Source organism: Marinobacter sp. MIT932201 (assembly GCF_047123295.1).
Classification (GTDB): domain Bacteria; phylum Pseudomonadota; class Gammaproteobacteria; order Pseudomonadales; family Oleiphilaceae; genus Marinobacter; species Marinobacter salsuginis.
Map to the genome: position 1 here is coordinate 1068977 of NZ_CP138917.1, position 21527 is coordinate 1090503.

The following is a 21527-nucleotide window of genomic DNA, read 5'->3' on the forward strand; positions in this document are numbered from 1 at the left end:
GCCTCGTCAGCCCGCTTCCGGTTCGTGAATGATTTCCTCGATGAAGTCGAGGATGGCAGCGAGGCTGCGGTCGTCCAGCTTTTTGAGCACCTTGTGTACGACCATCTTGCTGCCCTTGAGCATGCTGCTGATGCCCATTTTGGCCATGCCCATCATCATGTTGCTGGCATGGAGGCGGCGAAGCGGCTCCAGGAAAAAGAAGTCCAGACCTTCTTCGGTCATGTCCACAATCAGGTTGAAGAGCTTGTCGATGGCCTCCTTGTCGGCCTTGCCCCGCTCGCGCAGTTCGCCGACGGTGTAAAGGGCCCGGGTTCGCAACTCGTCGGGGATCGGCGCCACAATGTGGCTCTGTTGTTTCAGCATGACAGTTCCTGTTGTTGTATGCTCTTGAAAGAAATAGCAAAGCATTAAGTTCAGACTGCATCAGTGTAGGCGCCGGAATCCAGAAGCCATTGGCCAGACCGGTTCCGAAATACCGTCACATAAGTGATACCAGGAGGCATTGAATCCTCGTGCATGTACTTGTTGTTCACGATTACGGCCCTTTGGGGAAGGTTCTGCTGGAGCGTTTGCGGGCTACGCACCTGCACGTCAGCCCATTGCTTGTCAGTGACCCCTCCAATGCCGACCTTGATGCACTGGAGAACTGGATTCCCGAGGATACCGATCTGATTGTTAACGCACTCTGGATGGCCGATCCCGAGGTCGCCGAGAAAGACCCAGAGGGCGTCCACATGGCTGCGTTTTCGCTACCCCTGGCCATGGCGGAGTTTGCCCGTGATCGCGGCATGGCGTTGCTCCAGCTTTCCTCCTGTTACGTATTCGATGGCCGTAAGCAGAGTGGGTATATCACCTCTAACCCCGGGCAGCCGGTGAACGAATTGGGGAACTGGCAATGGGAATGCGAGCAGGCTCTGCGCACCCTGCTGCCGAGACACATTATCCTGCGAACCGGCTGGAGCCTGGCGCGATTTATACGAAAGGTTCAGGCCAGCACTGCTGCCGGTGAGGTGCTGTCATTACCTGGGCGTTGCCGTGGCCAGCCTGTGGCGGTTCGGGATCTGGCCCGGGTGATCGAGGCGGTGGTTCTTCAGCTTGATTGCGGGGCCGAGGTGTGGGGCACCTATCAGTACGCCGGCGCCGAGGAAATCAATCTCTACGAGCTCGGCCTGGCAATCGCCGGCCTTCCAGGGATCCCGGAAGGTATTCGGGTCGTGGATGAGGTGCCTGAGTGGGGGCATCTTGAACCGGTGAATACCACGCTGATCTGCACCAAGATCCGAAACACCTTCGGGATCAAACAGATGCCATGGCGCTCGGGCCTAGTGGATGAACTGGCCATGTTGAAAAAGAATAATGGAAGGGAAGTGGAGAGTGAGCCCGCCGGTTCATGAAACCGACGGACACGAAGCAGCTTCTCAGTTATTGCACTGGCGAGAAAATTCCCGGCTGACCATCTGCAGGCCTTCGATATCTAAGAGTTCGACTTCCCGGCCCCTGGCCTTGATGAGCCCCTGATTCTGGAAACGCGTGAAGACCCGGCTCACGGTTTCGACAGCCAGCCCCAGGAAGTTGGCGATGTCGTTACGTGCCATGGGCAGGCTGAAGTTGGTCGGAGACATGCGTCGGCGCTGGAAGCGGCTGGACAGCGATAACAGCAGTGCGGCAATGCGCTCTTCGGCGGTATTCTTGCTTAGCAGCATGGCCAACTGGTGACTGTTCTGGATCTCCTGGCTCATCAGGTGATACATGTGATGCTGCAGTTCCGGCAGCTTGCCAGTGAGCTCCTCCAGTTTGTCGATCGGAAACTCGCAGATGCTGGTCCGCTCCAGAGCCTTGGCGGTGCACGCATAGTTCTCACTGCCAATGCTGTCCAGACCCACCAATTCACCAGGCATGAAAAAGCCGGTGACCTGTTCTTCGCCACTCTCGGTAATAATCGACGTCTTGATGGAACCACTTTTCACCGCAAAGCACGCGCGGTAGGGCGTGCTCTGGTCAAAGATATGTTCGCCGCGGTTGAAGATTCGCCCCTGCTGGACTATGTCTTCCAGCCGGTCAAGGTCGTTCTCTTCAACTGCCAGGGGAAGGCAAAGATTGCTCAGGCTGCACTGGTGGCAAGAGGCCTTGAGGGGAGAAGCCTGACGAAACGGAATTGCTTGAGCCATACGTGATGATCCGTCCGATTTGATCCATATCAACGATGTACCTTAATACGGATAGCGGTCTTTGCCAATAATCAAGCTTAATGATCTGAGAATATAATTGTTAAAAATAAGGGCCCGGAGGCCCTCGTACCACTCATGCTTACAGTTTTTCAAATACCAGAGACGCGTTCGTCCCACCAAAGCCGAAACTGTTGGACATCACGGTGTTCAATGCACCTTCGCGACTTTTCGGACCAACTAACGGCATGTCGCTGATCTTCTCGTCCGGATCGCTGAGGTTTCTGGTGCCTGCAATGAAGCCATTCTGCAGCATCAGGAGCGAGTAGATCGCCTCCTGTACACCTGCAGCACCAAGGGAGTGGCCGGTCAGTGATTTGGTAGATGAAATGGCGGGGATGTCGGAACCAAAGGTTGAACGCACCGCGCCCATCTCGGCAACATCGCCAACCGGGGTACTGGTGCCGTGCGCGTTGATGTAGTCGATCTTGCCACGGATGGTGGCCATCGCCTGTTTCATGCAGCGCTGGGCGCCTTCGCCCGAGGGAGCGACCATGTCGTAGCCGTCTGAGGTGGCGCCATAGCCGGTAAGTTCGGCAATGATGTTGGCACCGCGTTTCTTCGCATGCTCCAGCTCTTCCAGTACCATCATGCCGCCACCGCCGGCGATCACGAAGCCGTCCCGGCCGGCGTCGAAGGGGCGCGAGGCTGTCTCGGGAGCGTCGTTGTACTTGGTGGAAAGGGCGCCCATGGCGTCGAACATCATTGTCAGGCTCCAGTCCTCTTCTTCTCCGCCGCCGGCGAACACGATGTCCTGCTTGCCCGCCTGGATCTGCTCCATGGCATGGCCGATGCAGTGGGCACTCGTGGCGCAGGCCGAAGACATGGAGTAGTTCACGCCGCGGATTTTGTATGCTGTGGCCAGACAGGCGGAAACCGTGCTGGTCATGATGCGGGGCACCATATACGGCCCGATGCGCTTCACGCCTCTCTCACGCATGATGTCGGTGGCTTCAACCTGGCTGGAACAGGACGCGCCGCCGGAGCCCGCGATCAGGCCGGTGCGGTCATTGGAAATCAGCTCTTCGGTCAGCCCTGCCTGGGCAATGGCCTGCTCCATGGACAGGAAACTGTACATGGCCGACGGGCCCATGAACCGGCGGATCTTGCGGTCGATAACGGATGTGTCGACATCCACCGAGCCTGCAATCTGGCTGCGAAAGCCCATTTCCTTATAGGTTTCGTTGAAACGGATGCCGGACTTTCCGTTTTTAAGGCTGTCCCTGACTTCATCCAGTGAATTGCCAATGCAGGACACAATGCCCATACCGGTGACGACGACGCGTCTCATAAGTTCCTCCTTACCGACCGGCCGATGTGGCCGACCTTGCGATCAATAACGTTATTTAACAGTCTAGGCGCTTTGGCCCGGATACGATATTTGACCTTGGTAAGGGGAGAAGGCCGGATAAAGCTCCATAGAGTGTTCAGCGCTTGCCGCTTCGACCCTTTCTGGCGCCTTTCTTTGCGCCGCTGGCCTCCTCGCGAGCGGCTTTCTCAGCCGCGGCTGCCTCGGCTTCCCGGGCTTCGCGCTCGACCATCTCAGGGGTTTCCAGCGAGATGCGTCCCAGAGTTCCGGCCCGGAATTCGTTGAGCAACACCTCCGATACTTTGTGCAGATCCGGGATGCCACCGCGGCCGAAGAATCTCCGCTTCTCGGCAATTCCGTCCATCAGCGCCAGGGCATCTTTCGGTAGTTCCTCGAAGCCGTAGCGGGTTTTGACCAGCTCTGGATAGGCTTCCAGAAGGTACTCGGCCTCGAACATGGCCACATCCTCAAAGTCCAGCACCGCGCTCCGAATCGCCCCGGTTACCGCCAGACGATAACCACAGGCTTCGGGAGACAGTTTCGGCCAGAGGAAGCCGGGCGTGTCGTAGAGCAGAATGTTGTTGGGCAGTTTGATGGCCTGTTGCGCCCTGGTTACGGCTGGCTCGTTCCCGGTCTTGGCCGCAGGGCGCCCTGCCAGGGTATTGATCAGGGTGGATTTACCGACATTGGGAATGCCCAGAATCATCACCCGCAGTGCACTCTTCTGGCGATCATGATCGGGCGTCATCTCCTCTGCCAGTTTGAGGATAGCCAGCGCCTCATTGCGTTGGTTATGGGTAAGCGTAATGGCGCGGACGCCGCGCTCTTTTTCGAGCCAGGCTAACCACTGCTCAGTGATTTCTGGATCTGCCAGGTCGCGTTTGTTCAATACCTTGATCAGCGGGGTATCACCGCGCAGGGCAGGTACCAGCGGGTTTTCGCTGCTGAAAGGAATGCGCGCATCAACCACTTCGATGATGAGATCCATCTGTGGCATGACTTTTTTGATCTCCTTGCGGGCCTTGTGCATGTGCCCTGGAAACCAGTTGATGGCCATCGTATCTGCTCCAGATTGGTTTGAACGGCGCCATTATGAAGGGGAATGACCAAACTTTCACATTTGTTTGAATCCCCGTGTGTGGCGGCTTTTGGCGCGGAAGACTGAGAAGTATGTACAAAAAGAGGGCTGATCGGGGTGAAAAACCGTATCCGTATGTTTTAGGGTGTAGTCCCTGAACGATGAAACCAATGTATGTCGGTGGTATTTCAATTGTGGCCACCTTGTTTATGGAGAGAGTTATGAAGCTTGCAAAATTGTTTGGTGCTGCCCTGGTTGCCCTGAGCCTTTCGGTCCCGGCCGTGGCCCAGCAGTCCGGCGGCCAGCCTGATCAGATTGACCAGTTGGCCCAGATGGTAGGGCTGACCGAAGAGCAGCAGGCCGAAATCCGCGCCATCATCGACGAGATGCAGGGCGAAATCGGCGAGCTCCGCCAGGAAGCCCGCGCGCTGCAGCAGCAGATGCAGGGTGAGATCAAGTCAGACTTTGATGAAGCTGCGATTCGCGAGCAAGCCAAAGAGCTGGGCGAAGTGACCGGCGAGATCGCGGCGCTGTCCACGCTGATGCAGGCGAAGGTAGACAGCGTGTTTACCCAGGAGCAACGCGACGAGCTGGATAAGCGTATGCAGCAGATGCAACAGCAAATGCAGCAGCGTCGTCAGATGCAACAGCAGATGCAGCAGGGGCAAGGTCAGGGTATGCAGTAATCCTGCTTTCCCTCTAGCTGGATTTGAGAAGGGCCGCATCTTTTGGTGTGGCCCTTTTTTTGGTTTGTAGCCTGCTGGTTTTGGGGGAGAACAGGGGTGTGGCGCCCTCCCAAAAACCGCTACGAGCACATCCATGTGCGCTTGGCTGTGGCCATCCTTGGCCACAGACATTTTTGGGAGGGCGCCACACCCCTGTTCTTCAAGCGGTTCAGTAATCGCTTACTGATCATAAGATTGGCTGAAAGATTTGGCGCGGAGTGTCTTTCCATAACTCCTATTTCTGAAGCTTGGCGGGTGTGGGCCTTTGACAGAATGTCGGCGGCCACGGATGGCCGACGTCAAGCGCACATGGATGTGCTCGTAGCGGTTCTGGCAAAGGCCCTCACCCGACGAGCCACCCTCGAAACCAGAAGGCTAGGAGCCCAAGCCCGAAGAAGCCCCACCCGAGCCAAAGGGTTTAACGAGAACAATGAGCCGGGGAAGCAGGGTAAGGGCCCCCACCAGAGCCATGAACATGGCAAACCCCGTAAACAACCCGAAGTAGATGGTCGGGATGAAGTTGGACAGCACCAGTATCGAGAACCCGGAGATGATAGTCAGCGAGGTGAAGAACATGGCCTGGCCGATGCTTCGGTGGCAGCGGTGCATGGTGGCGATGTAGTCGCCGTCTTTCTGGAACTCGGTTTTGAACCGATGAATATAGTGGATGGTGTCATCCACTGCGATGCCCACGGTGATGGCGGCCACGGTGATGGTCATCATATCCAGGGGGATGCCCATCCAGCCCATCAGGCCGAGTACGGAGCCTGCGGCGATCAGGTTGGGGGCGATGCCGATCAGGGCCAGCTTCAGCGAGCGGAACAGGATCAGGAACATTGCCATGATGGCGGCGAAGACCACGCCGATGGTTTTGATCTGGGAATCGAACAGGCTTTGCAGCATGTTGTTGTACATCACGGTCATGCCGGCAAAGAGCACCTGGTCTTTCGAGTAGCCCAGTTCCGTGGTCAGGTGTTCGTGGATGCGGTTCAACAGCTCCTGTCGACGCAGTTCCGGCATGGTCTCCAGGATCCGGATGCTGAATCTTGCCTGGTCGTGCTCCTCGGAGATGTAGGGCGTCAGCAGGGTGTCCTGCAGGTCGTCCGGCACGGCCGCCGGTACAAACGCCAGCTCCAGGGCGTCCAGAGGCTCGCCCTGGTTGATTCTGGCGAGGATCCCCAGGGTGGTGTTGATGGACAGTACCTTGCCGGTTTCGGGTAATCCGTCCAGATACTCGTGAACGGCTTCCAGTTCCTCCATTTTCTGGTAGGTGTACCAGGTATCCCGGTATTCCTCGCCGGCGCCGCAGTCCTCCACGAATGGATCACAGTCGCTGGCAAACGGGTCGCCGCCGTTCGCGCCTTCTGGTGGCGGGTCGTCGGTGATAACCACGTCCAGGGGGGTAGTACCGCCCAGGCGGTTGTCGATGGTGATCATGCCCTGATGGATTTCGGTGGAGGATTTGAAGTAGTCGATGAAGCTGTTTTCCACCGTCAGCTTGCTCAGCCCCATAACGCAGAGCACCGCAATCACACCGGAGCCCACCAGTACCGTCTTGCCGAAGTGCTCCGTGAAGCGGGCAAAGGCATCGGTGAAGGGAATCTGATCGGAGGTAACCCGGCTGTCCAGTGGTGGCGGCAGCAGGGTCAACAGGGCCGGGAATATGACGAAGGTAATGAGGAAGGCCACCGTCAGCCCCAGGGTCATCATCCAGCCAAAGTCGATGACCGGGCGAATGCCGCTGAAGGTGAGGGACCCGAAGGCGACAATGGTGGTGATGGCCATGTAGAAGCAGGGCTTGATCATCGCCATCACGGTGTTGCGCAAGGTGTCTTTTGCGCTGGCCTCTGGCTCGTCATGCTGGAACTCCCGGTAGCGCACGATCAGGTGAATGGTGAGCGACAGGGTCATGATCAGCAGCAGGGAAATGAAGTTGGAGGAGATAACCGTCACCGGCCACTGGGCCCACCCCAGAAAGCCAATCATCAGCCAGACCGTAAAGCCGCAGCACAGCAGTGGGACCAGCACCCAGCGCCATTGCCGGAAGATAATGGCCAGGGTGAGTAGCAGAAATGCGAGCACGCCTAGCCCGAAGGTCGAGAGGTCGTTTTCGATAAACCGGATCATGTCCGCCACAATCATGGGCACGCCGCCCAGGTGGATCTCTGCGCCATCCCGGTACTTGTCCAGTATGGAGCGAACGGTGCGGATGGTGGCATCGCGTTCCACACCGAGGGTTTCGGTAACGTCGATGAACTCCTGCTTTACCTGCTCCAGTTCTGCCAGCTCGGCTTCGGAGGCTTCGCCAGTGTCGGCCTTGTCTCTCAGGTCGTTGCGTTTTCTCAGCAACTCGAAATACCGATCCGGCGTGGGCAGGTTGACCTGTATTGCCGTGGTTTGGCCATCTTCACTGATCAGCAGGTTGGGGTAGAGTGGGTTGTTCAGCAGCGCCTCGCGGGCCGTCTCTGGGGCCACACCGTGTTCGTCGAGGGTCTTGATCTCGCTGTCCACGGTGTCCAGCGTCAGATCCGGGCTATGCAGGAGCGGCACATTCAGGATGCTGTTGGTGGATCCGACTGCGTCCAAACTCTGCAGCTCATCTCGCAACGCGCCCAGCCGGGCGAGGCCCTCTTCCGAGAACAGCTCACCCTCGGGGGTATAGGTGACGATCAGGAAATCATCCGAGGTAGTGAAGCGGCGGTTTACCTGACGGTATTGCTCCAGGGAGCGGTCGTTTTCGAGTACCAGGGATTCGGCAGAGGCATCCAGCCGGAACTCGCCGAATTTTATGGCGGCGAGCGCCAGCAAAACAGCAAAGGCCGAGAGGATGATAAACGGGTGTGGAAAAATTAGGCGGTCATACAGGGCGCGAAGACGATTCATGAACAACTACTCTGCCAGTTCAAACGAGTGCAGAGTGTGCCACAAACCTCAGTGAACCGTGACCTTTGACGAGGCTTCTTCCAGGGAATCGATCAGCATTTTCAGGCGTCGGCTCATTTCCGCGCTCTCGGCGAGCTGGGTCACCATGCTCTGGGTGGTTTCGCGGATGCCCTGCACGTTGGCTAGCACGTCGTCGGTGCCAGCGGTCTGTTCCGCGGAAACATTGGCGATTTCCTGGTTGGTGTGATCGATCCGGCTGACCACCTCGTTGATGGCTTCCAGGGCGCGTCGGCCTTCTTCGGATTCGTCAACACAGCGGGTGGCGTCCTCGGAGCTGCCGGTCATCTGGTTTACAGCCGTGTTAATGGCATTGAGAAGTCGGTCGATGGTGCCCTGAATCTGATCAGTGGAGTCCTGAACCCGTTGAGCCAGTTTGCGTACTTCATCAGCCACCACAGCAAACCCTCGGCCCTGTTCGCCGGCCCGGGCGGCCTCGATGGCTGCGTTCAGGGCCAGCAAATTGGTCTGTTCGGCAATACCCCGGATCTCGGTGATCGCGTGGCTGATTTCATGGCTGTTCTCGGCCAGGGCTTCGACGCTGCTGGCGGAGTTGCGCACCACATCCGCAAGCTTGCGGATGCTGTCGGCGCTCTGGCCGACTCGGGTGCTGCCGTCGCGGGCCGCATCGCTGGCTTCGTGGGAGAGGGTCTTGGCAATGCCGGCCTGTTCGGCAATGCCGGTGAAGCTCTGCAGCATGGTTTCGATGACTTCCGCAGACCGGTCGGCGCCCTGTTGTTGACGGCTTAGGTCGTCCCGGCGTGCTTCGGCAGCCGAGGTGAGTTCTTCAACTTCGCGATGCAGCCGATCGATGGCTTCCTTCATGCTGCGTACCACGGCCACGGTGCGGTCCTGCATGGCATTGAAGGCGCTCGCCATTTCGCCGATTTCGTCGGTGGAGTCCACCACTGCCCGCTGGCTCAGGTTGCCCGAGGACTGAACGTCGACCATGGTGTTTTTCAGGCGATTCACGTGGCGCTCGATAAACGAGATCAGCAGCTGGGAGCCGGCCATCTCCAGCACCATGAGCACCGCAACCACCAGCGCAAAGCCGGGCGCTGTATCAGCGAAGACCTGGTCGAAACTTTTGCCGGTCTGCCCCGCCATGGTCTGCATGGCGTAAAGAACCAGCAAACAGAGAACTGCAAAAACGACAATGTTCAGCAACCAGAATTTGTACTTCAGCCGGGCATTTCGCAGCAGTGTCAGCATGAATTGTTCTCAGTCGATGGCCTTCACCGGAATCTGCATGGCATTGGAGGCCTGGGGAACCTCAGGCACGGCGAGGCCAAGATTGTTTTTATCGAATACCTTATCGGCCCGGTAGCTGGAGCGGACCATAGGGCCGGAGGGTACTTCCATGAAGCCCTTCTCCAGGCCGATTTCCCGGTAACGGTTGAATTCTTCCGGAGTGACGTAGCGTTCCACCGGCAGGTGATTCGGGGTGGGGCGCAGGTACTGGCCCAGGGTCAGGATATCCACACCGATGGCGCGCAGGTCGTCCATGGTTTCCAGGATTTCCTCCTCGGTTTCACCCAGGCCCAGCATCAGGCTGGTCTTGGTGAGCACATCCGGGCGGTGCTTTTTGGCATGTTCGAGAACCCGCAGGGTTTTTTCATACCCGGCGCGCGGGTCGCGGACCCGGCTGGTCAGCCGTTTAACGGTTTCCACGTTCTGGGCAAAGACATCCAGCCCGGAATCCACCACCTTCTCAACGTCAGACATGACCGCGTCGAAATCCGGCGTTAGCGCCTCAACGGCGACTTCGGGGGTGCGCTGTTTGATGGCTGAAACGCAGGCGGCGTAGTGGGCAGCGCCACCGTCGTCCAGGTCGTCACGGTCTACCGAGGTAAGCACGATGTAGCGAAGGCCCATTAGCTCCACGGACTTGGCCGTGTTCTCCGGCTCTTCATGATCCAGCCAGCCTTTCGGGTTGCCGGTGTCTACCGCGCAAAATTTGCAGGCGCGGGTGCAGACAGACCCCATCACCATGATGGTAGCCGTACCGGCAGTCCAGCACTCACCGATGTTGGGGCAATGGGATTCCTGGCAAACGGTGCTCAACCGGTGCTCACTGACGTTCTTGCGCACGGCCTCATAGCGCTCGCCGCCGGGCATGCGTGCCCTGAGCCATTTTGGCTTCGGCTCTCGCTTTTCCGCGGTTGTGGCTTCCTGCTTCGACGACCGCTTGACGCCATCCTTGATGGCTGAGAAGCCATGTTCATTGCGGAATTTGGAACCACTGGTAATGCGGGTTTTTGCGCTGTCGCTCATTGCAACCGGACTCTCGATTCGGGCATGGGGAACCCTAAAGAGTAATGGGCTGGCGGGGGAGTTACAAGACAGATAGGGGCAATCACGGGGGTGCCGGGCACGACATTGGTCGTACCCGGTTGACCCTTATCAAGCCTGGGCTTTGTCCAGGGCCTGACTGATGTCGGCAATGATGTCGTCGACATGTTCGATGCCGATGGACAGTCGCACCAGATCCTCGCTCACACCGGCGCTCTTCAACTCCTCCGGGTTCAGCTGTCGGTGGGTGGTGGTGGCCGGATGGCAGGCCAGGGACTTGGCGTCACCGATGTTCACCAGACGCAGGATCAGCTCCAGGGCATCAATGAACTTCGCACCGGCTTCCCGGCCACCCTTGATGCCGAAGCTCAGGATGCCAGACGCCTTTCCGCCGCAAATCTTCTCGCAGGTTGCCTTGTAGGGGCTGTTGGCCAGGGTCGCGTAATTCACCCACTCCACAGAGGGATGGTCCTGCAGGAAATTGGCGACTTTCTCCGCGTTCTCGCAGTGACGTTCCATGCGCAGCGCCAGGGTTTCGAGGCCCTGCATGATCAGGAACGCATTGAACGGGGCCAGGGCAGCACCGGTATTACGCAGCGGCACTACGCGGCAGCGGCCGATGAAGGCTGCAGGGCCCAGTGCGTCGGTGTAGACCACGCCGTGGTAGGACGGGTCCGGCTCGTTCAGCATCGGGAATTTGTCGGCGCTGGCTTTCCAGTCAAACTTGCCGGAATCCACTACTACGCCAGCGACGGTAGTGCCGTGACCACCGATATACTTGGTAAGCGAGTGGATAACGATATCGGCACCGTGCTCAATCGGGCGGCACAGGAAGGGGGTGGCTACCGTATTGTCCACCATCAGCGGAATACCGTGCTTGTGGGCGATCTCGGCCCAGCGCTGGATGTCGACCACATTGCCCGCCGGGTTACCGATGGACTCGCAGAACAGGGCGCGGGTGTTTTCATCAATGGCCTTTTCCACGGCATCGAAATCGTCGTGGGCGACCATCTTGCACTCAATGCCCTGGTTCGGCAGCGAGTGGGCAAACAGGTTGTAAGTGCCGCCGTACAGCTGGCTGGTGCTGACGATGTTGTTGCCCACCTTGCAGATAGTCTGCAGGGCATAGGTGATGGCCGCCATGCCAGAAGCTACGGCCAGGGCTCCAACGCCGCCTTCTAGCTCCGCCATCCGCTCTTCCAGAACCGCATTGGTGGGGTTCATGATGCGGGTGTAGATATTGCCCTGAACTTTCAGGTCGAACAGATCGGCACCGTGCTGGGTGTCGTCGAAGGTGTAGGACGTGGTCTGGTAAATCGGCGTGGTCGCCGCCCGGGTAGTGGGATCGCTTTTGAAGCCTGCGTGCAGCGCGAGGGTTTCCGGTTTCATGTCAACGGTCCTTGCTGGTGTGTTGTTCTTTATGGGTTTCAGCCCGTGAGTATGCCACAGAGTTTCTTGTGAGAGGATCGTTGCAGCTTGGAAGGAAAAGAATCGGGGTGAGGGGTGGTGCCGAAGCACACTAGTCTTCGCGCTGCCTGCTTTTAGCCTTCAGAAAGTCGCTGATGGATGGATAGAAAAAGATCCCCAGGCAAGCCCAGAAAACGCTGATCGACACGATGGCCGCCTTCACGCTCGCGCCGGCGAAGCCAAGGGCAATGGGAACCAGTATAACGGCCAGAAACACCGTGAGTGCATGGCGAGACTTCATGATGCGATACAGCCTTGAAACGCATTGGGGCGAAGTCTCTATCTTATCCGACTCTCGGCCCCGGGATTGTCAAAGTTTGTTTAAGTGGCGTTGGGTTTCTTGGCGTCCGTGTCAGGAAATATGGTGTCGTAACACCAGGTGAATACGAACGCATGCACCAGATAGAACACCACGAATGCAACATCCAGTGTCCGCGCACAAAAGACCATGAATTTCGACGGTAAAAGCCCGTTTAATGACGCAGAACATGAAAGAATGGCCAGAAAATGGGCAATTTGTCTGTTTGATCACTATCCTTGTGCGTAGTGGTGATCTGTCTACCATTGAATGGCAGCGTTTTAGCGACTTGATGCAGTCAAAAAGCACGTACCGGAACCGCGTGCTTCGGAGGTGGAAACATGGATCGGCTTCTTTCACCCAAACTTATCCAGTTTGTTTGGTTGTCCTTATTTTCCCTATCCCTGTTTGCTGACTCGAAACGCCCCCATGTCATTGGGGTTTTCGAAGGTATCGATCGGGAAATAGCTGTTGAAGATGGCGAGCTCGTGGGACGGTTTGCGGCTTATTATCAGTGTGTTTTCGGCCGAGTGCAGGGCGATTTCCAATTCGTTGAAATGCCATTGGCCCAGATGCTTTACCGCTTGGAGAAAGGTCGTATTTCCGCTGGTTTGCCGATGGTGCAGACGGCCGAGCGGGATGAATACGCTGATTTTGGTGGGCTACTGTTCCAAACGGAGTATGTCTATCTGTTGCTCCAGGATTTACCTCCCCTTGATAGTCTGAGTGGCCTCAGGTTCGCCTTTGTCCGGCAGTTCGTTGGAGACAAGCTCTTGAGAGGCGCTGATCCCCAGGTGATTCATGTCTCTGACTGGGGGCAGGCCGTGGAGATGCTCAAGCGTGCTCGTGTGGATGTTGTTGTTCTCCCCTGGGTTCTCATCGACACCTATATGAAGGGGTATGACAAGCCTTACTTCGAGAGGACCGCCGCCTGGGTGGATCTCTCTATGTATATTTCACATCGCTTGGACGATAGTGATTTGACGGAAGATCTCCGAAAGGCAATCAGAAAATGCCGGTTTATTGCAGAGCAAAACCAGGGCAGCCGGGATATTCCTGTCAGACGTCAGGATCTGAAAAATTGACCATGATGCAGTCAAATAGATGAGCGCAGTGCCGATACGACAGCTACTATGAAAAGAGCGTTCTAAGCTGAGGATTAGTTAACTTTCACCGTTTTTCGCTTAAATGCTTTGGATAGTGCGCACTGTATTCGCACAATTGGGGGTGGGGCATGCAAAGGCTCTTATGGTTCAAGCTTTTGAATTTGCTTTTGCTTTTGTTTTTCTCTCTATCCCTGTCTGCCGATTCAGAACGCCAACATATTGTTGGCGTCTTTGCCGATATAGAGCGCGAAATATCGGTAGAAAATGGAAGGCTCGTGGGTCGTTTTGCACCTTATTACCGGTGTGTTTTTAGCCGCGTATATGGGGATTTCAGATTCGTTAACATGCCACTGGCCCAGATACTTCGACAGCTGGAAAAGGGTGGTATTTCGGTTGGATTGCCGTTAATCCAAACGGTAGAAAGGGACCAGTATGCGGACTTTGGCGGTCCCTTGTTCCAGTTGGAATATGTGTATCTCATGGTTCAGGATTTGCCGCCTTTGGAAAGTATGACCGGGCTCAGGTTTGGATTTGTCCGAAAATTTGCAGGTCTGGATCTTTTAAAAGGCGATAGCCCTAACGTGATTCATGTCTCTGATTGGGCGCAGGCGGTCGAAATGCTCAGGCTCGGTCGTGTGGATGTCGTGGTTCTACCTTGGATAATGATGGATCTCTATCTCGAAGGTTATCGAGGGCCATATTATGAACGGACCGCCGCCTGGATAGATTTGTCCATGTACATTTCCCACAAAGTGAAGGATAGCCGGCTCAAGGACGACTTCAGGGATGCAATACGAGCCTGTCGCTTGATTGGCGAGAAGAGTCATGATGCCTGGGATATCCCCGGGAGACAGCGAGATCCGGAGGGCTGACTTAGCGTCAGTGAGTTGTCTGCCGACCTTTCAGGCATTAAAAAAGCCCGACTCTCGCGAGCCGGGCTTTTATAAATACTGGTAGCAAGGGGCGGAGTCGAACCGCCGACCCCAGCATTATGAGTGCTGTGCTCTAACCAACTGAGCTACCTTGCCATTTCGCTTTGGGCATCGCCCCAAACGAGGCGCGTATTTTCAGTAAATGGGCTCTTCCTGTCAAGGCTTGGGGGCAGTTTTTCCTGAAAAATTACACGTTGAAGCGGAAGTGGATAACGTCGCCGTCTTTCACGATGTAGTCCTTACCTTCCAGGCGCCATTTTCCGGCATCCTTGGCGCCGGCTTCGCCGTTGTACTGTACGAAATCGTCGTAGCTAACCACTTCTGCCCGGATAAACCCGCGTTCGAAGTCGGTGTGGATCACACCGGCTGCCTGGGGCGCTGTGGCGCCGATTTTCACGGTCCAGGCGCGGACTTCCTTCACCCCGGCGGTAAAGTAGGTCTGCAGGCCCAGTAGGCCGTAGCCGCCGCGAATTACGCGATCCAGGCCAGGCTCTTCCATGCCCATTTCCTCCAGGAACATGGATTTTTCATCGTCTTCCAGTTCGGAGATTTCGGCTTCTATCTTGTTGCAGATGGGCACAACCACGGCATTTTCCGACTCGGCGATCTTGCGCACCGTGTCCAGATGCGGGTTGTTTTCAAAACCGTCCTCGCTGACGTTGGCGATGTACATGGTGGGTTTGACGGTCAGCAGGCAGAGCTCCCGGATCAGCGCCATCTGGTCCTTGTCGAGGTTCATGGTGCGCACCGGCTTACCCTCGTTGAGCACGGGCAGCAGTTTCTCGAACATCTCCAGCTGGGCCTTGGCTTCTTTATCACCGCTCTTGGCGACGCGCTGAACCCGCTTGATGGCCTTTTCGACGGTTTCCAGGTCGGCCAGGGCCAGTTCGGTGTTGATCACCTCGATGTCGGAGGCTGGGTCTACCTTGTTGGCCACATGAATGACGTTGCCGTCTTCAAAGCAGCGTACCACGTGAGCGATGGCATCGGTCTGGCGGATATTGGCCAGGAACTGGTTGCCCAGGCCTTCACCCTTGGACGCGCCTGCTACCAGGCCGGCGATGTCGACGAATTCCATGGTGGTAGGCACGACCCGCTCCGGCTTTACGATCTCCGCCAGCTTGTTGAGGCGCGGATCCGGCATGGCGACAACGCCAGCGTTGGGCTCGATGGTGCAGAACGGGAAGTTCTCCGCGCCAATACCTGATTTGGTCAGTGCGTTGAACAGGGTGGATTTGCCGACATTGGGAAGGCCGACGATGCCGCAGTTAAATCCCATGGAGTGCCTCTGCTGGTACTGGAAAATTTGGGCGGATTATACCGGTTTGAAACTGTGCAGGCGATTCATGGCGGCTGGTAGTTTGCCGCTGGCTGCATCCGGTAATACCCGCATGATTTCGTCGATTACGGCGTTCAGTTCCTCGGTTTCCTGTTTGCCCAGGCGGCCGAGTACGTAGCCTGTGACCCTGCGGCTGTCGCCGGGGTGGCCAATGCCGATGCGCAGTCTCTGAAAATCGTTGGTGCCCAGGTGGGCGATGGTGTCACGCAATCCATTATGTCCGCCGTGGCCACCACCTTTTTTCAATTTGGCGGTACCCGGTGGCAGGTCGAGCTCGTCGTGGGCAATCAGGATCTGGTGGGGCTGAATCTTGAAGAAGTCTGCCAGCGCCTTGATGGCCAGGCCGCTGCGATTCATAAAGGTCGTAGGATTCAGGAGGTGCAGGTCCAGGCCCTGCCATTGAATGCGGGCGTAGAGCCCGTGGTATTTCTTTTCGGGGCGGAGCGTCTGGCCCGCACTGCGGGCCAGAGCTTCGACGAAAAGGGCGCCGGCGTTGTGGCGGGTATTCTCGTAGTCAGCGCCGGGATTTCCCAGCCCAACCACCATGACAATATCCTGCGCCATTCGCCATTGCCCTCCTCAAGCCAGGAGTGATTACTCCTTGTCTTCGCCGCTCTCTTCGCCTTCTTCGCCTTCTTCGCCTTCGTCATCAACCTTGGCGCCACGCGGCTTGTGGATAGCCACAACCGGCAGGTCGTGATCTTCACCCTGGAGCAGGGCGGCGATCTTGACGTCTTTCGGCAGCTTCAGGTCGCTCAGGTGAACTACCTGGTCCATCTCGACAGTGGTCATGTCCACTTCGATGAACTCGGGCAGGTTCTGCGGCAGACAGATCACTTCAACTTCGTTGATCTGGTGGTTCGCTACGCCGCCGTGGAGCTTGATAGCCGGTGCGGTATCTTCGTTGATGAAGTGCAGCGGTACGTTGACGTGGATCTCGTGGTCCTTGTCAACGCGCAGGAAGTCAGCGTGGGTCAGGATCGGCTTGTACGGGTGACGCTGCAGATCCTTCAGGATTACGCTTTCTTTCTTGCCACCGAGCTCGATGGTCAGGATGTGAGAGAAGAAGGCTTCGTTTTCCAGGGCCTTTTTCAGCTCGTTGTGCCAGATGGCAACCGGAGTAGCGTCTTTTCCGCCACCATAGATGATGGCCGGAATTTTACGCTCCTCACGACGCAGGCGGCGGCTCGCACCTCTCCCCTGATCGTCGCGAGGAAATGCTTCGATAACAAATTCCTGAGACATGGTATTAACCTCAATCGTCACCTGAACTGCCCGCGACCAGGCGTTGGATCAGGTGATGTTTCTGAAAAGCCGGATTTTTCCGGCTGACTAAAAGAGTCGGGAGCCTGTGTAGGCTCCCGACCCGGTAACTGCTTGTAATGCCTTGATATTACGACCGTTAGGTCGCTCAGGCATTCTCGAACATGGCGCTGATGGACTCTTCGTTGCTTACGCGGCGAATAGACTCAGCGAGCAGCCCGGCCATTCCGAGGACGCGGATTCTATCACAATTATGTGCTTTGTCACCCAGCGGGATGGTGTCACAAACCACAAGTTCGTCCAGTTGGGAGGCATTGATGTTATCAATGGCCGGGCCGGAGAGAACCGGGTGGGTGATGTAGGCAACCACGCGGGCCGCGCCGTGCTCTTTCAGGGCGTTGGCGGCTTTGCACAGAGTGCCGGCGGTGTCGATGATGTCGTCTACCAGAATACAGGTCTTGTCTTTGACATCACCTATGATGTGCATGACCTGGGAAACGTTCGCTTTCGGGCGGCGCTTGTCGATGATCGCGAGATCGGCGTCGTCCAGACGCTTGGCCACGGCACGGGCACGGACCACGCCGCCAACGTCCGGAGATACCACTACGAAGTTCTCGAAGCGCTGCTTGAAGATGTCTTCGAGCATGACCGGCGTGGCGTAAATGTTGTCCACCGGAATATCGAAGAAGCCCTGGATCTGATCAGCGTGCAGGTCGACGGTCAGAACCCGGTCCACGCCGATGCTGGAAATCATGTCAGCTACCACCTTGGCGCTGATGGCAACACGGGTAGAGCGTACCCGACGATCCTGGCGCGCATATCCGTAGTAGGGGATAACGGCGGTGACTCGCGTAGCGGAAGCACGGCGAAGCGCGTCGGCCATCACGATCAGTTCCATCAGGTTATCGTTGGTGGGGTAGCAGGTCGGCTGGATGATGAACACATCATGGCCGCGGACATTCTCATTGATCTCGACGGTGGTTTCTCCGTCGCTGAAACGGCCTACAGTAGCCTGACCCATGGGAATGTGGAGTTTGCGGGCAATCGCCTGAGCCAGTTCAGGGTTGGCGTTACCAGCGAAGATCATCAGTTTGGACACGACGGCATCCTTCTCAGTATCGGCGTTTGATTCAGAAGAAGCGGGAGAAAGGTGGCTGGGGTGGCAGGATTCGAACCTGCGCATGACGGGATCAAAACCCGTTGCCTTACCACTTGGCGACACCCCAGTATCGTGCTTTTTTGGCATCATTTCAGCTCTGTTAGCTTTTTGTGTAGAGGTGATATGTTCACCCCTTTAGCTACGAACCCCGTGACGCCGGAGGGTTTGCTTTCCCAGATGATCCGGGCTGCGGATTCTGTCGGGAAACGTCCAAATATGCAAGCCCCGGTTCCGGTTAATCTTGCAGGTCCGAATTGTGAAAGCCATTCCAGGCTCTGGTTAACCTCAGGATACAGTTTGCGAACTACATCCTCACAGTCGTTTCGGTACCTCGAGGCGTCTCCCTCAAAAGCGGGCGCTATTTTGATTCTCGGGGTGTTCCTTGTCAACCCTTGCTCGGAAAAAATCTTGCCAGTGTTTATGTTGCAGCCAGGCTTGAGAACAACAAACCAGTCTTCCGGCGGATTGGCATTGGTCAGGGTTTCACCAACACCTTCACCGAAGGCGGCATGGCCACGGACAAATACGGGAACATCGGCGCCCAGCCTCAGGCCGATCTCTGCGAGTTCATCGGTGCTCAGCTCGAGTCGCCAGAGATGGTTGAGTCCCAGCAGGGTGGTTGCGGCGTTGGAGCTCCCGCCGCCAAGACCGCCGCCCATGGGTAGCCGTTTGTTAATGCCGATGGTGACTCCGGGCAGCTCGCATCGGGCCCGTTCAAGAAGGGCCCGGGCCGCGCGGATGATGAGATTGTCCTCGTCGTTAACACCAGTGACAGGCTCCGCGAGCCTTGCGCCGGGCTCTTCGGGCGTGAGGGTGAAGCTCAGATCGTCACCGTAGTCGAGAAACTGGAACAGGGTCTGGAGCTCGTGATAGCCGTCGTCCCGGCGCCCTACAATGTGCAGAAACAGATTCAACTTGGCTGGTGATGGCAGTATCAGGTCGGGTGTCATTCAGGCTGCTCCTGCCAGTCGCTCACCACCAATCGAACCCGTTTTTCTTCCTTGAGTGCGGTAATGCGGGCGGGGAGTGCGGGATAGCTGGAGAGAAAGGCCTGCCAGCGGTCGTAGCGGATCTCCCAGCCGTTCTGGCGGATGATGGCGAGGGTGCCCTGATCATCAAACAGCAGACGGTAGTCGCTGGCCGGTGATGGCAGGCCGCGAATCCACCAGGTCAGGTTCTCCAGGGGCAGTTGCCAGCCCGTGGCAGCCTCAACCAGTGCTTCCGGCTCGCCCGATCGGTAGGTTTCGCCATTTGGCAGGGTCAGCTCAATAAAGCCGGGCACGCCTTTGAGGGTTGTGCTGCCCATGCCGAGAAAGGACGAGGAGAGAGCCAGGTCGTAAGCCTCGCCGTCCTGAATCCAGTGATTGATGATGGCGGTGCCGCTGTCGGAAGGTTGTCGGACGGCCAGCTTGCCCGTCAGCTTCCAGTGATCGAGCTCATCGAGACTGGCGGCGCGAGTGGTCCAGCCTGCCGGAGGCTGGTCGGTCATGCCCTCCGGCAATGGCTCGACCTGGATCGTGGTGCAGGCGCCGAGGGTGGCAAGCACTGTCAGTGTTGCCATAATTCGGGCCAGCCTCATTCCGACTCACCGCCGTTGGTCAACCGGTCAATGGTTTCTCTGAGTACTTCGTGGTCGCTGTCCTGCTCCAGACCTTCCTGCCAGATGATCCGGGCCTGTTCTTCGGCGCCGTTCATCCAGAGCGCCTCACCGTAGTGGGCCGCAACTTCGGGGTCCGGGAAAGCGGCCCAGGCGCGGGACAGGTAGTCGAGCGAAGGTTCAATCTGGCCCTCCAGGAAGAGGACCCAGCCCATGCTGTCGAGGATGGCCGGGTTATCCGGGTCCAGTTGCAGCGCTTTCTCGATATAGCCGCGGGCTTCCCTGAGCCTGTCGGTCCGGGTGGTCAGGATGTAGCCCAGGGCATTCAGGGCTACAGCGTTTTCCGGCTCCTGCTCAATAATCTGCCTGAGGTCGGCTTCGGCGTCGGCAGTCTGGCCAATGCCGTCGTAAAGCATGGCCCGAGCGTACCGTATCTCAATATTGTCCGGATGCTCTTCGAGGGCTTCCGTCGCGGTACTCAGGGCCTCCTGTTGCTGTTCCTGATCCAGAAGCAGGTTTACCTCCAGCAGCCAGAAGTTCTCTGCCTGCCGGGGGTTGGCTTCGCGGAGCCTGCGGATGCGGTCAATGGCGTCTTCGAGCTTGCCGTTCTCGGCCAGCAGGGAGCTGGCGCGGGCCAGGGCCGGGAAATAGTAGTTGCCCTGTTCCACGCTCTGGTAGTAGCCAATGGCCTGCTCGGTGTTGCCCGCCTGGTCCTCAATGCGACCCAGATAGTAATTGGCTTCGCTGGTGTGGTGGCCCTGTTCGGCCAGTTTTGTCAGTTCTTCCCGAGCAAGGTCGGTCTGGCCATTCTCAAGGGCAACCAGGGCGTGGGAAAGCCGCAGGCCCGGCGTTTCAGGGTATCGCTTAACCAGCCTTGCAAATTCATCCTGGGCAGCCTGTAATTCGCCTTCATTTATGAGCATGCGGCCGTAAAGCGTGCCCATCTGTCGGTTGGCCGGAAATCGGCGGGTGTTGGTCAGCATGTAATCCAGGGCGCTGCTTTTCTGGCCAGTCTGATAGAGCAGGTCACCCTTGAGAATAATGGCTGGCTGGAAATTCGCATTCTCCTCCAGCAGCGGTTCAAGCCTGTCGAGTGCTTCCTGCGGCTGCCCGGTGACTTTTAATAGCAGTGCGATGCTGTATTCGAGTTCCGGCGTGTCGGGATGGCGGCCCGACATTTCTTCGTAAAGTGCAAGCAGCTCCTGCTGTTGTTCCGGTGGCAGGTTTGCGGCCATGGCCGCCAGGCTGTCGAAGTCAGCGTCGCCTCCCTGATCCATGATCCGCTCCATGTGATGAATGGCGGTCTGGAGGTCGTTTCCTTTTACGGCCTGGATGGCAGAGATACGATGTGCCTGGAGGTTGTCCGGATCGATTTCCAGCCAGAGTTCGGCCAGCTGCCTCTGGGCGTTATCGCCGTTCAGGGACTGGGCAATTCTCATGGCTCGTTCGATAACCGCCTGGTCGCGGGACTGCTTGGCAGCTTTCAGGTAATTAACGAGGGTAATGTCGTAGCGACCGCGTTGGGCCGCAATTTCGGCAGACAGTAACAGATAAAGGGTTTCAGGCTCGAAATCGGCGTATTCAACCGGCAGCTGTGGCTCCGTTTTCGTCTCGGTGGCGGCTTTTTCGCCAGGAGCAGGCGCTTCCTCAGTGCCGGTAAGGCTGGCACACCCTGCCAGTGTTAGGCCAAGCAGGCAGGTAACCAGAAACGGTACGGACTTGTGCATGCAACTTCCCATGGTCTGTCGAAAACGCATCAATAATAACCACGCTCCAGCCCCTTTCTTGAGGTAGATC

20 protein-coding genes and 2 tRNA genes are annotated in these 21527 nt (G+C 57.3%); 4 read left to right on the plus strand and 18 right to left on the minus strand.

All coding sequences use genetic code 11. From position 1 onward, the window contains the following. Positions 1-6: 6 nt before the first annotated feature. Positions 7-363: a hypothetical protein gene (locus SIC15_RS04870; protein ID WP_136629773.1), complete on the minus strand. Its 357-nt coding sequence runs from the start codon at positions 361-363 to the stop codon at positions 7-9. 149 nt (positions 364-512) lie between these two features. Here SIC15_RS04870 and SIC15_RS04875 point away from each other — a divergent pair, with 149 nt between their 5' ends. After that, on the plus strand, positions 513-1394 hold the full coding sequence (locus SIC15_RS04875) for an SDR family oxidoreductase (protein ID WP_069184040.1): 882 nt from the start codon (positions 513-515) through the stop codon (positions 1392-1394). A 24-nt stretch (positions 1395-1418) separates the two neighbouring features. Here the strand turns inward: SIC15_RS04875 and fnr are convergent, their stop codons facing one another. The 3 genes from fnr to ylqF form a co-directional block, all read right to left on the minus strand. After that, on the minus strand, positions 1419-2168 hold the full coding sequence (gene fnr, locus SIC15_RS04880; protein ID WP_153634566.1) for a fumarate/nitrate reduction transcriptional regulator Fnr: 750 nt from the start codon (positions 2166-2168) through the stop codon (positions 1419-1421). 139 nt (positions 2169-2307) lie between these two features. Then, positions 2308-3516, minus strand: coding sequence for a beta-ketoacyl-ACP synthase I (fabB, locus tag SIC15_RS04885; RefSeq protein WP_209398845.1), 1209 nt, complete (start codon positions 3514-3516; stop codon positions 2308-2310). A 136-nt stretch (positions 3517-3652) separates the two neighbouring features. Next, positions 3653-4591, minus strand: a complete 939-nt coding sequence (gene ylqF, locus SIC15_RS04890; RefSeq protein ID WP_412537171.1) for a ribosome biogenesis GTPase YlqF — start codon at positions 4589-4591, stop codon at positions 3653-3655. Positions 4592-4833: 242 nt separating this feature from the next. On the opposite strand from ylqF, the gene SIC15_RS04895 reads away from it, so the two are divergent. Further along, positions 4834-5298 carry a Spy/CpxP family protein refolding chaperone gene (locus tag SIC15_RS04895; protein ID WP_412537172.1) on the plus strand — a complete coding sequence of 155 codons (465 nt, stop codon included), beginning with the start codon at positions 4834-4836 and terminating at the stop codon, positions 5296-5298. A gap of 414 nt (positions 5299-5712) precedes the next feature. Here the strand turns inward: SIC15_RS04895 and SIC15_RS04900 are convergent, their stop codons facing one another. The 5 genes from SIC15_RS04900 to SIC15_RS04920 form a co-directional block, all read right to left on the minus strand. Continuing rightward, positions 5713-8220 carry an efflux RND transporter permease subunit gene (locus SIC15_RS04900; protein WP_412537173.1) on the minus strand — a complete coding sequence of 836 codons (2508 nt, stop codon included), beginning with the start codon at positions 8218-8220 and terminating at the stop codon, positions 5713-5715. A 48-nt stretch (positions 8221-8268) separates the two neighbouring features. Next, complete coding sequence (locus tag SIC15_RS04905) at positions 8269-9489, minus strand: methyl-accepting chemotaxis protein (RefSeq protein ID WP_412537174.1); 1221 nt, start codon at positions 9487-9489, stop codon at positions 8269-8271. A 9-nt stretch (positions 9490-9498) separates the two neighbouring features. Further along, positions 9499-10551 carry a lipoyl synthase gene (lipA, locus tag SIC15_RS04910; RefSeq protein ID WP_412537175.1) on the minus strand — a complete coding sequence of 351 codons (1053 nt, stop codon included), beginning with the start codon at positions 10549-10551 and terminating at the stop codon, positions 9499-9501. A 129-nt stretch (positions 10552-10680) separates the two neighbouring features. Next, on the minus strand, positions 10681-11958 hold the full coding sequence (locus SIC15_RS04915) for an O-acetylhomoserine aminocarboxypropyltransferase/cysteine synthase family protein (RefSeq protein ID WP_136629779.1): 1278 nt from the start codon (positions 11956-11958) through the stop codon (positions 10681-10683). 130 nt (positions 11959-12088) lie between these two features. Beyond that, a complete protein-coding gene (locus SIC15_RS04920) occupies positions 12089-12277 on the minus strand; it encodes a hypothetical protein (RefSeq protein ID WP_412537176.1) in 189 nt (62 codons plus the stop codon). Positions 12278-12675: 398 nt separating this feature from the next. Between SIC15_RS04920 and SIC15_RS04925 the strand changes: the two genes are divergently transcribed. Both SIC15_RS04925 and SIC15_RS04930 read left to right on the plus strand, forming a co-directional pair. Next, complete coding sequence (locus SIC15_RS04925; protein WP_412537177.1) at positions 12676-13419, plus strand: substrate-binding periplasmic protein; 744 nt, start codon at positions 12676-12678, stop codon at positions 13417-13419. A 149-nt stretch (positions 13420-13568) separates the two neighbouring features. Next, complete coding sequence (locus tag SIC15_RS04930; protein WP_412537178.1) at positions 13569-14312, plus strand: substrate-binding periplasmic protein; 744 nt, start codon at positions 13569-13571, stop codon at positions 14310-14312. 79 nt (positions 14313-14391) lie between these two features. Here the strand turns inward: SIC15_RS04930 and SIC15_RS04935 are convergent. The 9 genes from SIC15_RS04935 to SIC15_RS04975 form a co-directional block, all read right to left on the minus strand. Continuing rightward, positions 14392-14468: transfer RNA gene (locus SIC15_RS04935), tRNA-Met, on the minus strand. Between the two features lie 91 nt (positions 14469-14559). Further along, the gene (gene ychF / locus SIC15_RS04940; protein WP_412537179.1) at positions 14560-15651 is read right to left on the minus strand and encodes a redox-regulated ATPase YchF; all 1092 of its coding nucleotides are present in this window, start codon (positions 15649-15651) and stop codon (positions 14560-14562) included. Between the two features lie 36 nt (positions 15652-15687). Continuing rightward, a complete protein-coding gene (gene pth, locus SIC15_RS04945; protein WP_291909887.1) occupies positions 15688-16275 on the minus strand; it encodes an aminoacyl-tRNA hydrolase in 588 nt (195 codons plus the stop codon). 30 nt (positions 16276-16305) lie between these two features. After that, positions 16306-16956: a 50S ribosomal protein L25/general stress protein Ctc gene (locus SIC15_RS04950; protein ID WP_069184053.1), complete on the minus strand. Its 651-nt coding sequence runs from the start codon at positions 16954-16956 to the stop codon at positions 16306-16308. Between the two features lie 166 nt (positions 16957-17122). After that, positions 17123-18073 (minus strand): ribose-phosphate diphosphokinase, encoded by a 951-nt coding sequence (locus tag SIC15_RS04955; RefSeq protein WP_008176348.1) that lies wholly within the window; start codon positions 18071-18073, stop codon positions 17123-17125. 52 nt (positions 18074-18125) lie between these two features. Continuing rightward, positions 18126-18200: transfer RNA gene (locus tag SIC15_RS04960), tRNA-Gln, on the minus strand. Positions 18201-18219: 19 nt separating this feature from the next. Further along, on the minus strand, positions 18220-19083 hold the full coding sequence (gene ispE / locus SIC15_RS04965; protein ID WP_412537180.1) for a 4-(cytidine 5'-diphospho)-2-C-methyl-D-erythritol kinase: 864 nt from the start codon (positions 19081-19083) through the stop codon (positions 18220-18222). Continuing rightward, complete coding sequence (lolB, locus tag SIC15_RS04970; RefSeq protein WP_412537181.1) at positions 19080-19712, minus strand: lipoprotein insertase outer membrane protein LolB; 633 nt, start codon at positions 19710-19712, stop codon at positions 19080-19082. The genes ispE and lolB overlap by 4 nt, the downstream gene beginning before the upstream one ends. Next, complete coding sequence (locus SIC15_RS04975; protein WP_412537182.1) at positions 19709-21457, minus strand: tetratricopeptide repeat protein; 1749 nt, start codon at positions 21455-21457, stop codon at positions 19709-19711. Before SIC15_RS04975 ends, lolB begins: the two co-directional genes overlap by 4 nt. Between the last annotated feature and the right edge of the window lie 70 nt (positions 21458-21527).

Excerpts from the sequence above, each read along its gene's own strand:
- SIC15_RS04870 (WP_136629773.1), bottom strand. The coding sequence starts at position 363 with ATGCTGAAACAACAGAGCCACATTGTGGCGCCGATCCCCGACGAGTTG.
- fnr (WP_153634566.1), bottom strand. The coding sequence starts at position 2,168 with ATGGCTCAAGCAATTCCGTTTCGTCAGGCTTCTCCCCTCAAGGCCTCT.
- fabB (WP_209398845.1), bottom strand. The coding sequence starts at position 3,516 with ATGAGACGCGTCGTCGTCACCGGTATGGGCATTGTGTCCTGCATTGGC.
- ylqF (WP_412537171.1), bottom strand. The coding sequence starts at position 4,591 with ATGGCCATCAACTGGTTTCCAGGGCACATGCACAAGGCCCGCAAGGAG.
- SIC15_RS04895 (WP_412537172.1), top strand. The coding sequence starts at position 4,834 with ATGAAGCTTGCAAAATTGTTTGGTGCTGCCCTGGTTGCCCTGAGCCTT.
- SIC15_RS04900 (WP_412537173.1), bottom strand. The coding sequence starts at position 8,220 with ATGAATCGTCTTCGCGCCCTGTATGACCGCCTAATTTTTCCACACCCG.
- SIC15_RS04905 (WP_412537174.1), bottom strand. The coding sequence starts at position 9,489 with ATGCTGACACTGCTGCGAAATGCCCGGCTGAAGTACAAATTCTGGTTG.
- lipA (WP_412537175.1), bottom strand. The coding sequence starts at position 10,551 with ATGAGCGACAGCGCAAAAACCCGCATTACCAGTGGTTCCAAATTCCGC.
- SIC15_RS04915 (WP_136629779.1), bottom strand. The coding sequence starts at position 11,958 with ATGAAACCGGAAACCCTCGCGCTGCACGCAGGCTTCAAAAGCGATCCC.
- SIC15_RS04920 (WP_412537176.1), bottom strand. The coding sequence starts at position 12,277 with ATGAAGTCTCGCCATGCACTCACGGTGTTTCTGGCCGTTATACTGGTT.
- SIC15_RS04925 (WP_412537177.1), top strand. The coding sequence starts at position 12,676 with ATGGATCGGCTTCTTTCACCCAAACTTATCCAGTTTGTTTGGTTGTCC.
- SIC15_RS04930 (WP_412537178.1), top strand. The coding sequence starts at position 13,569 with ATGCAAAGGCTCTTATGGTTCAAGCTTTTGAATTTGCTTTTGCTTTTG.
- ychF (WP_412537179.1), bottom strand. The coding sequence starts at position 15,651 with ATGGGATTTAACTGCGGCATCGTCGGCCTTCCCAATGTCGGCAAATCC.
- pth (WP_291909887.1), bottom strand. The coding sequence starts at position 16,275 with ATGGCGCAGGATATTGTCATGGTGGTTGGGCTGGGAAATCCCGGCGCT.
- SIC15_RS04950 (WP_069184053.1), bottom strand. The coding sequence starts at position 16,956 with ATGTCTCAGGAATTTGTTATCGAAGCATTTCCTCGCGACGATCAGGGG.
- ispE (WP_412537180.1), bottom strand. The coding sequence starts at position 19,083 with ATGACACCCGACCTGATACTGCCATCACCAGCCAAGTTGAATCTGTTT.
- lolB (WP_412537181.1), bottom strand. The coding sequence starts at position 19,712 with ATGAGGCTGGCCCGAATTATGGCAACACTGACAGTGCTTGCCACCCTC.
- SIC15_RS04975 (WP_412537182.1), bottom strand. The coding sequence starts at position 21,457 with ATGCACAAGTCCGTACCGTTTCTGGTTACCTGCCTGCTTGGCCTAACA.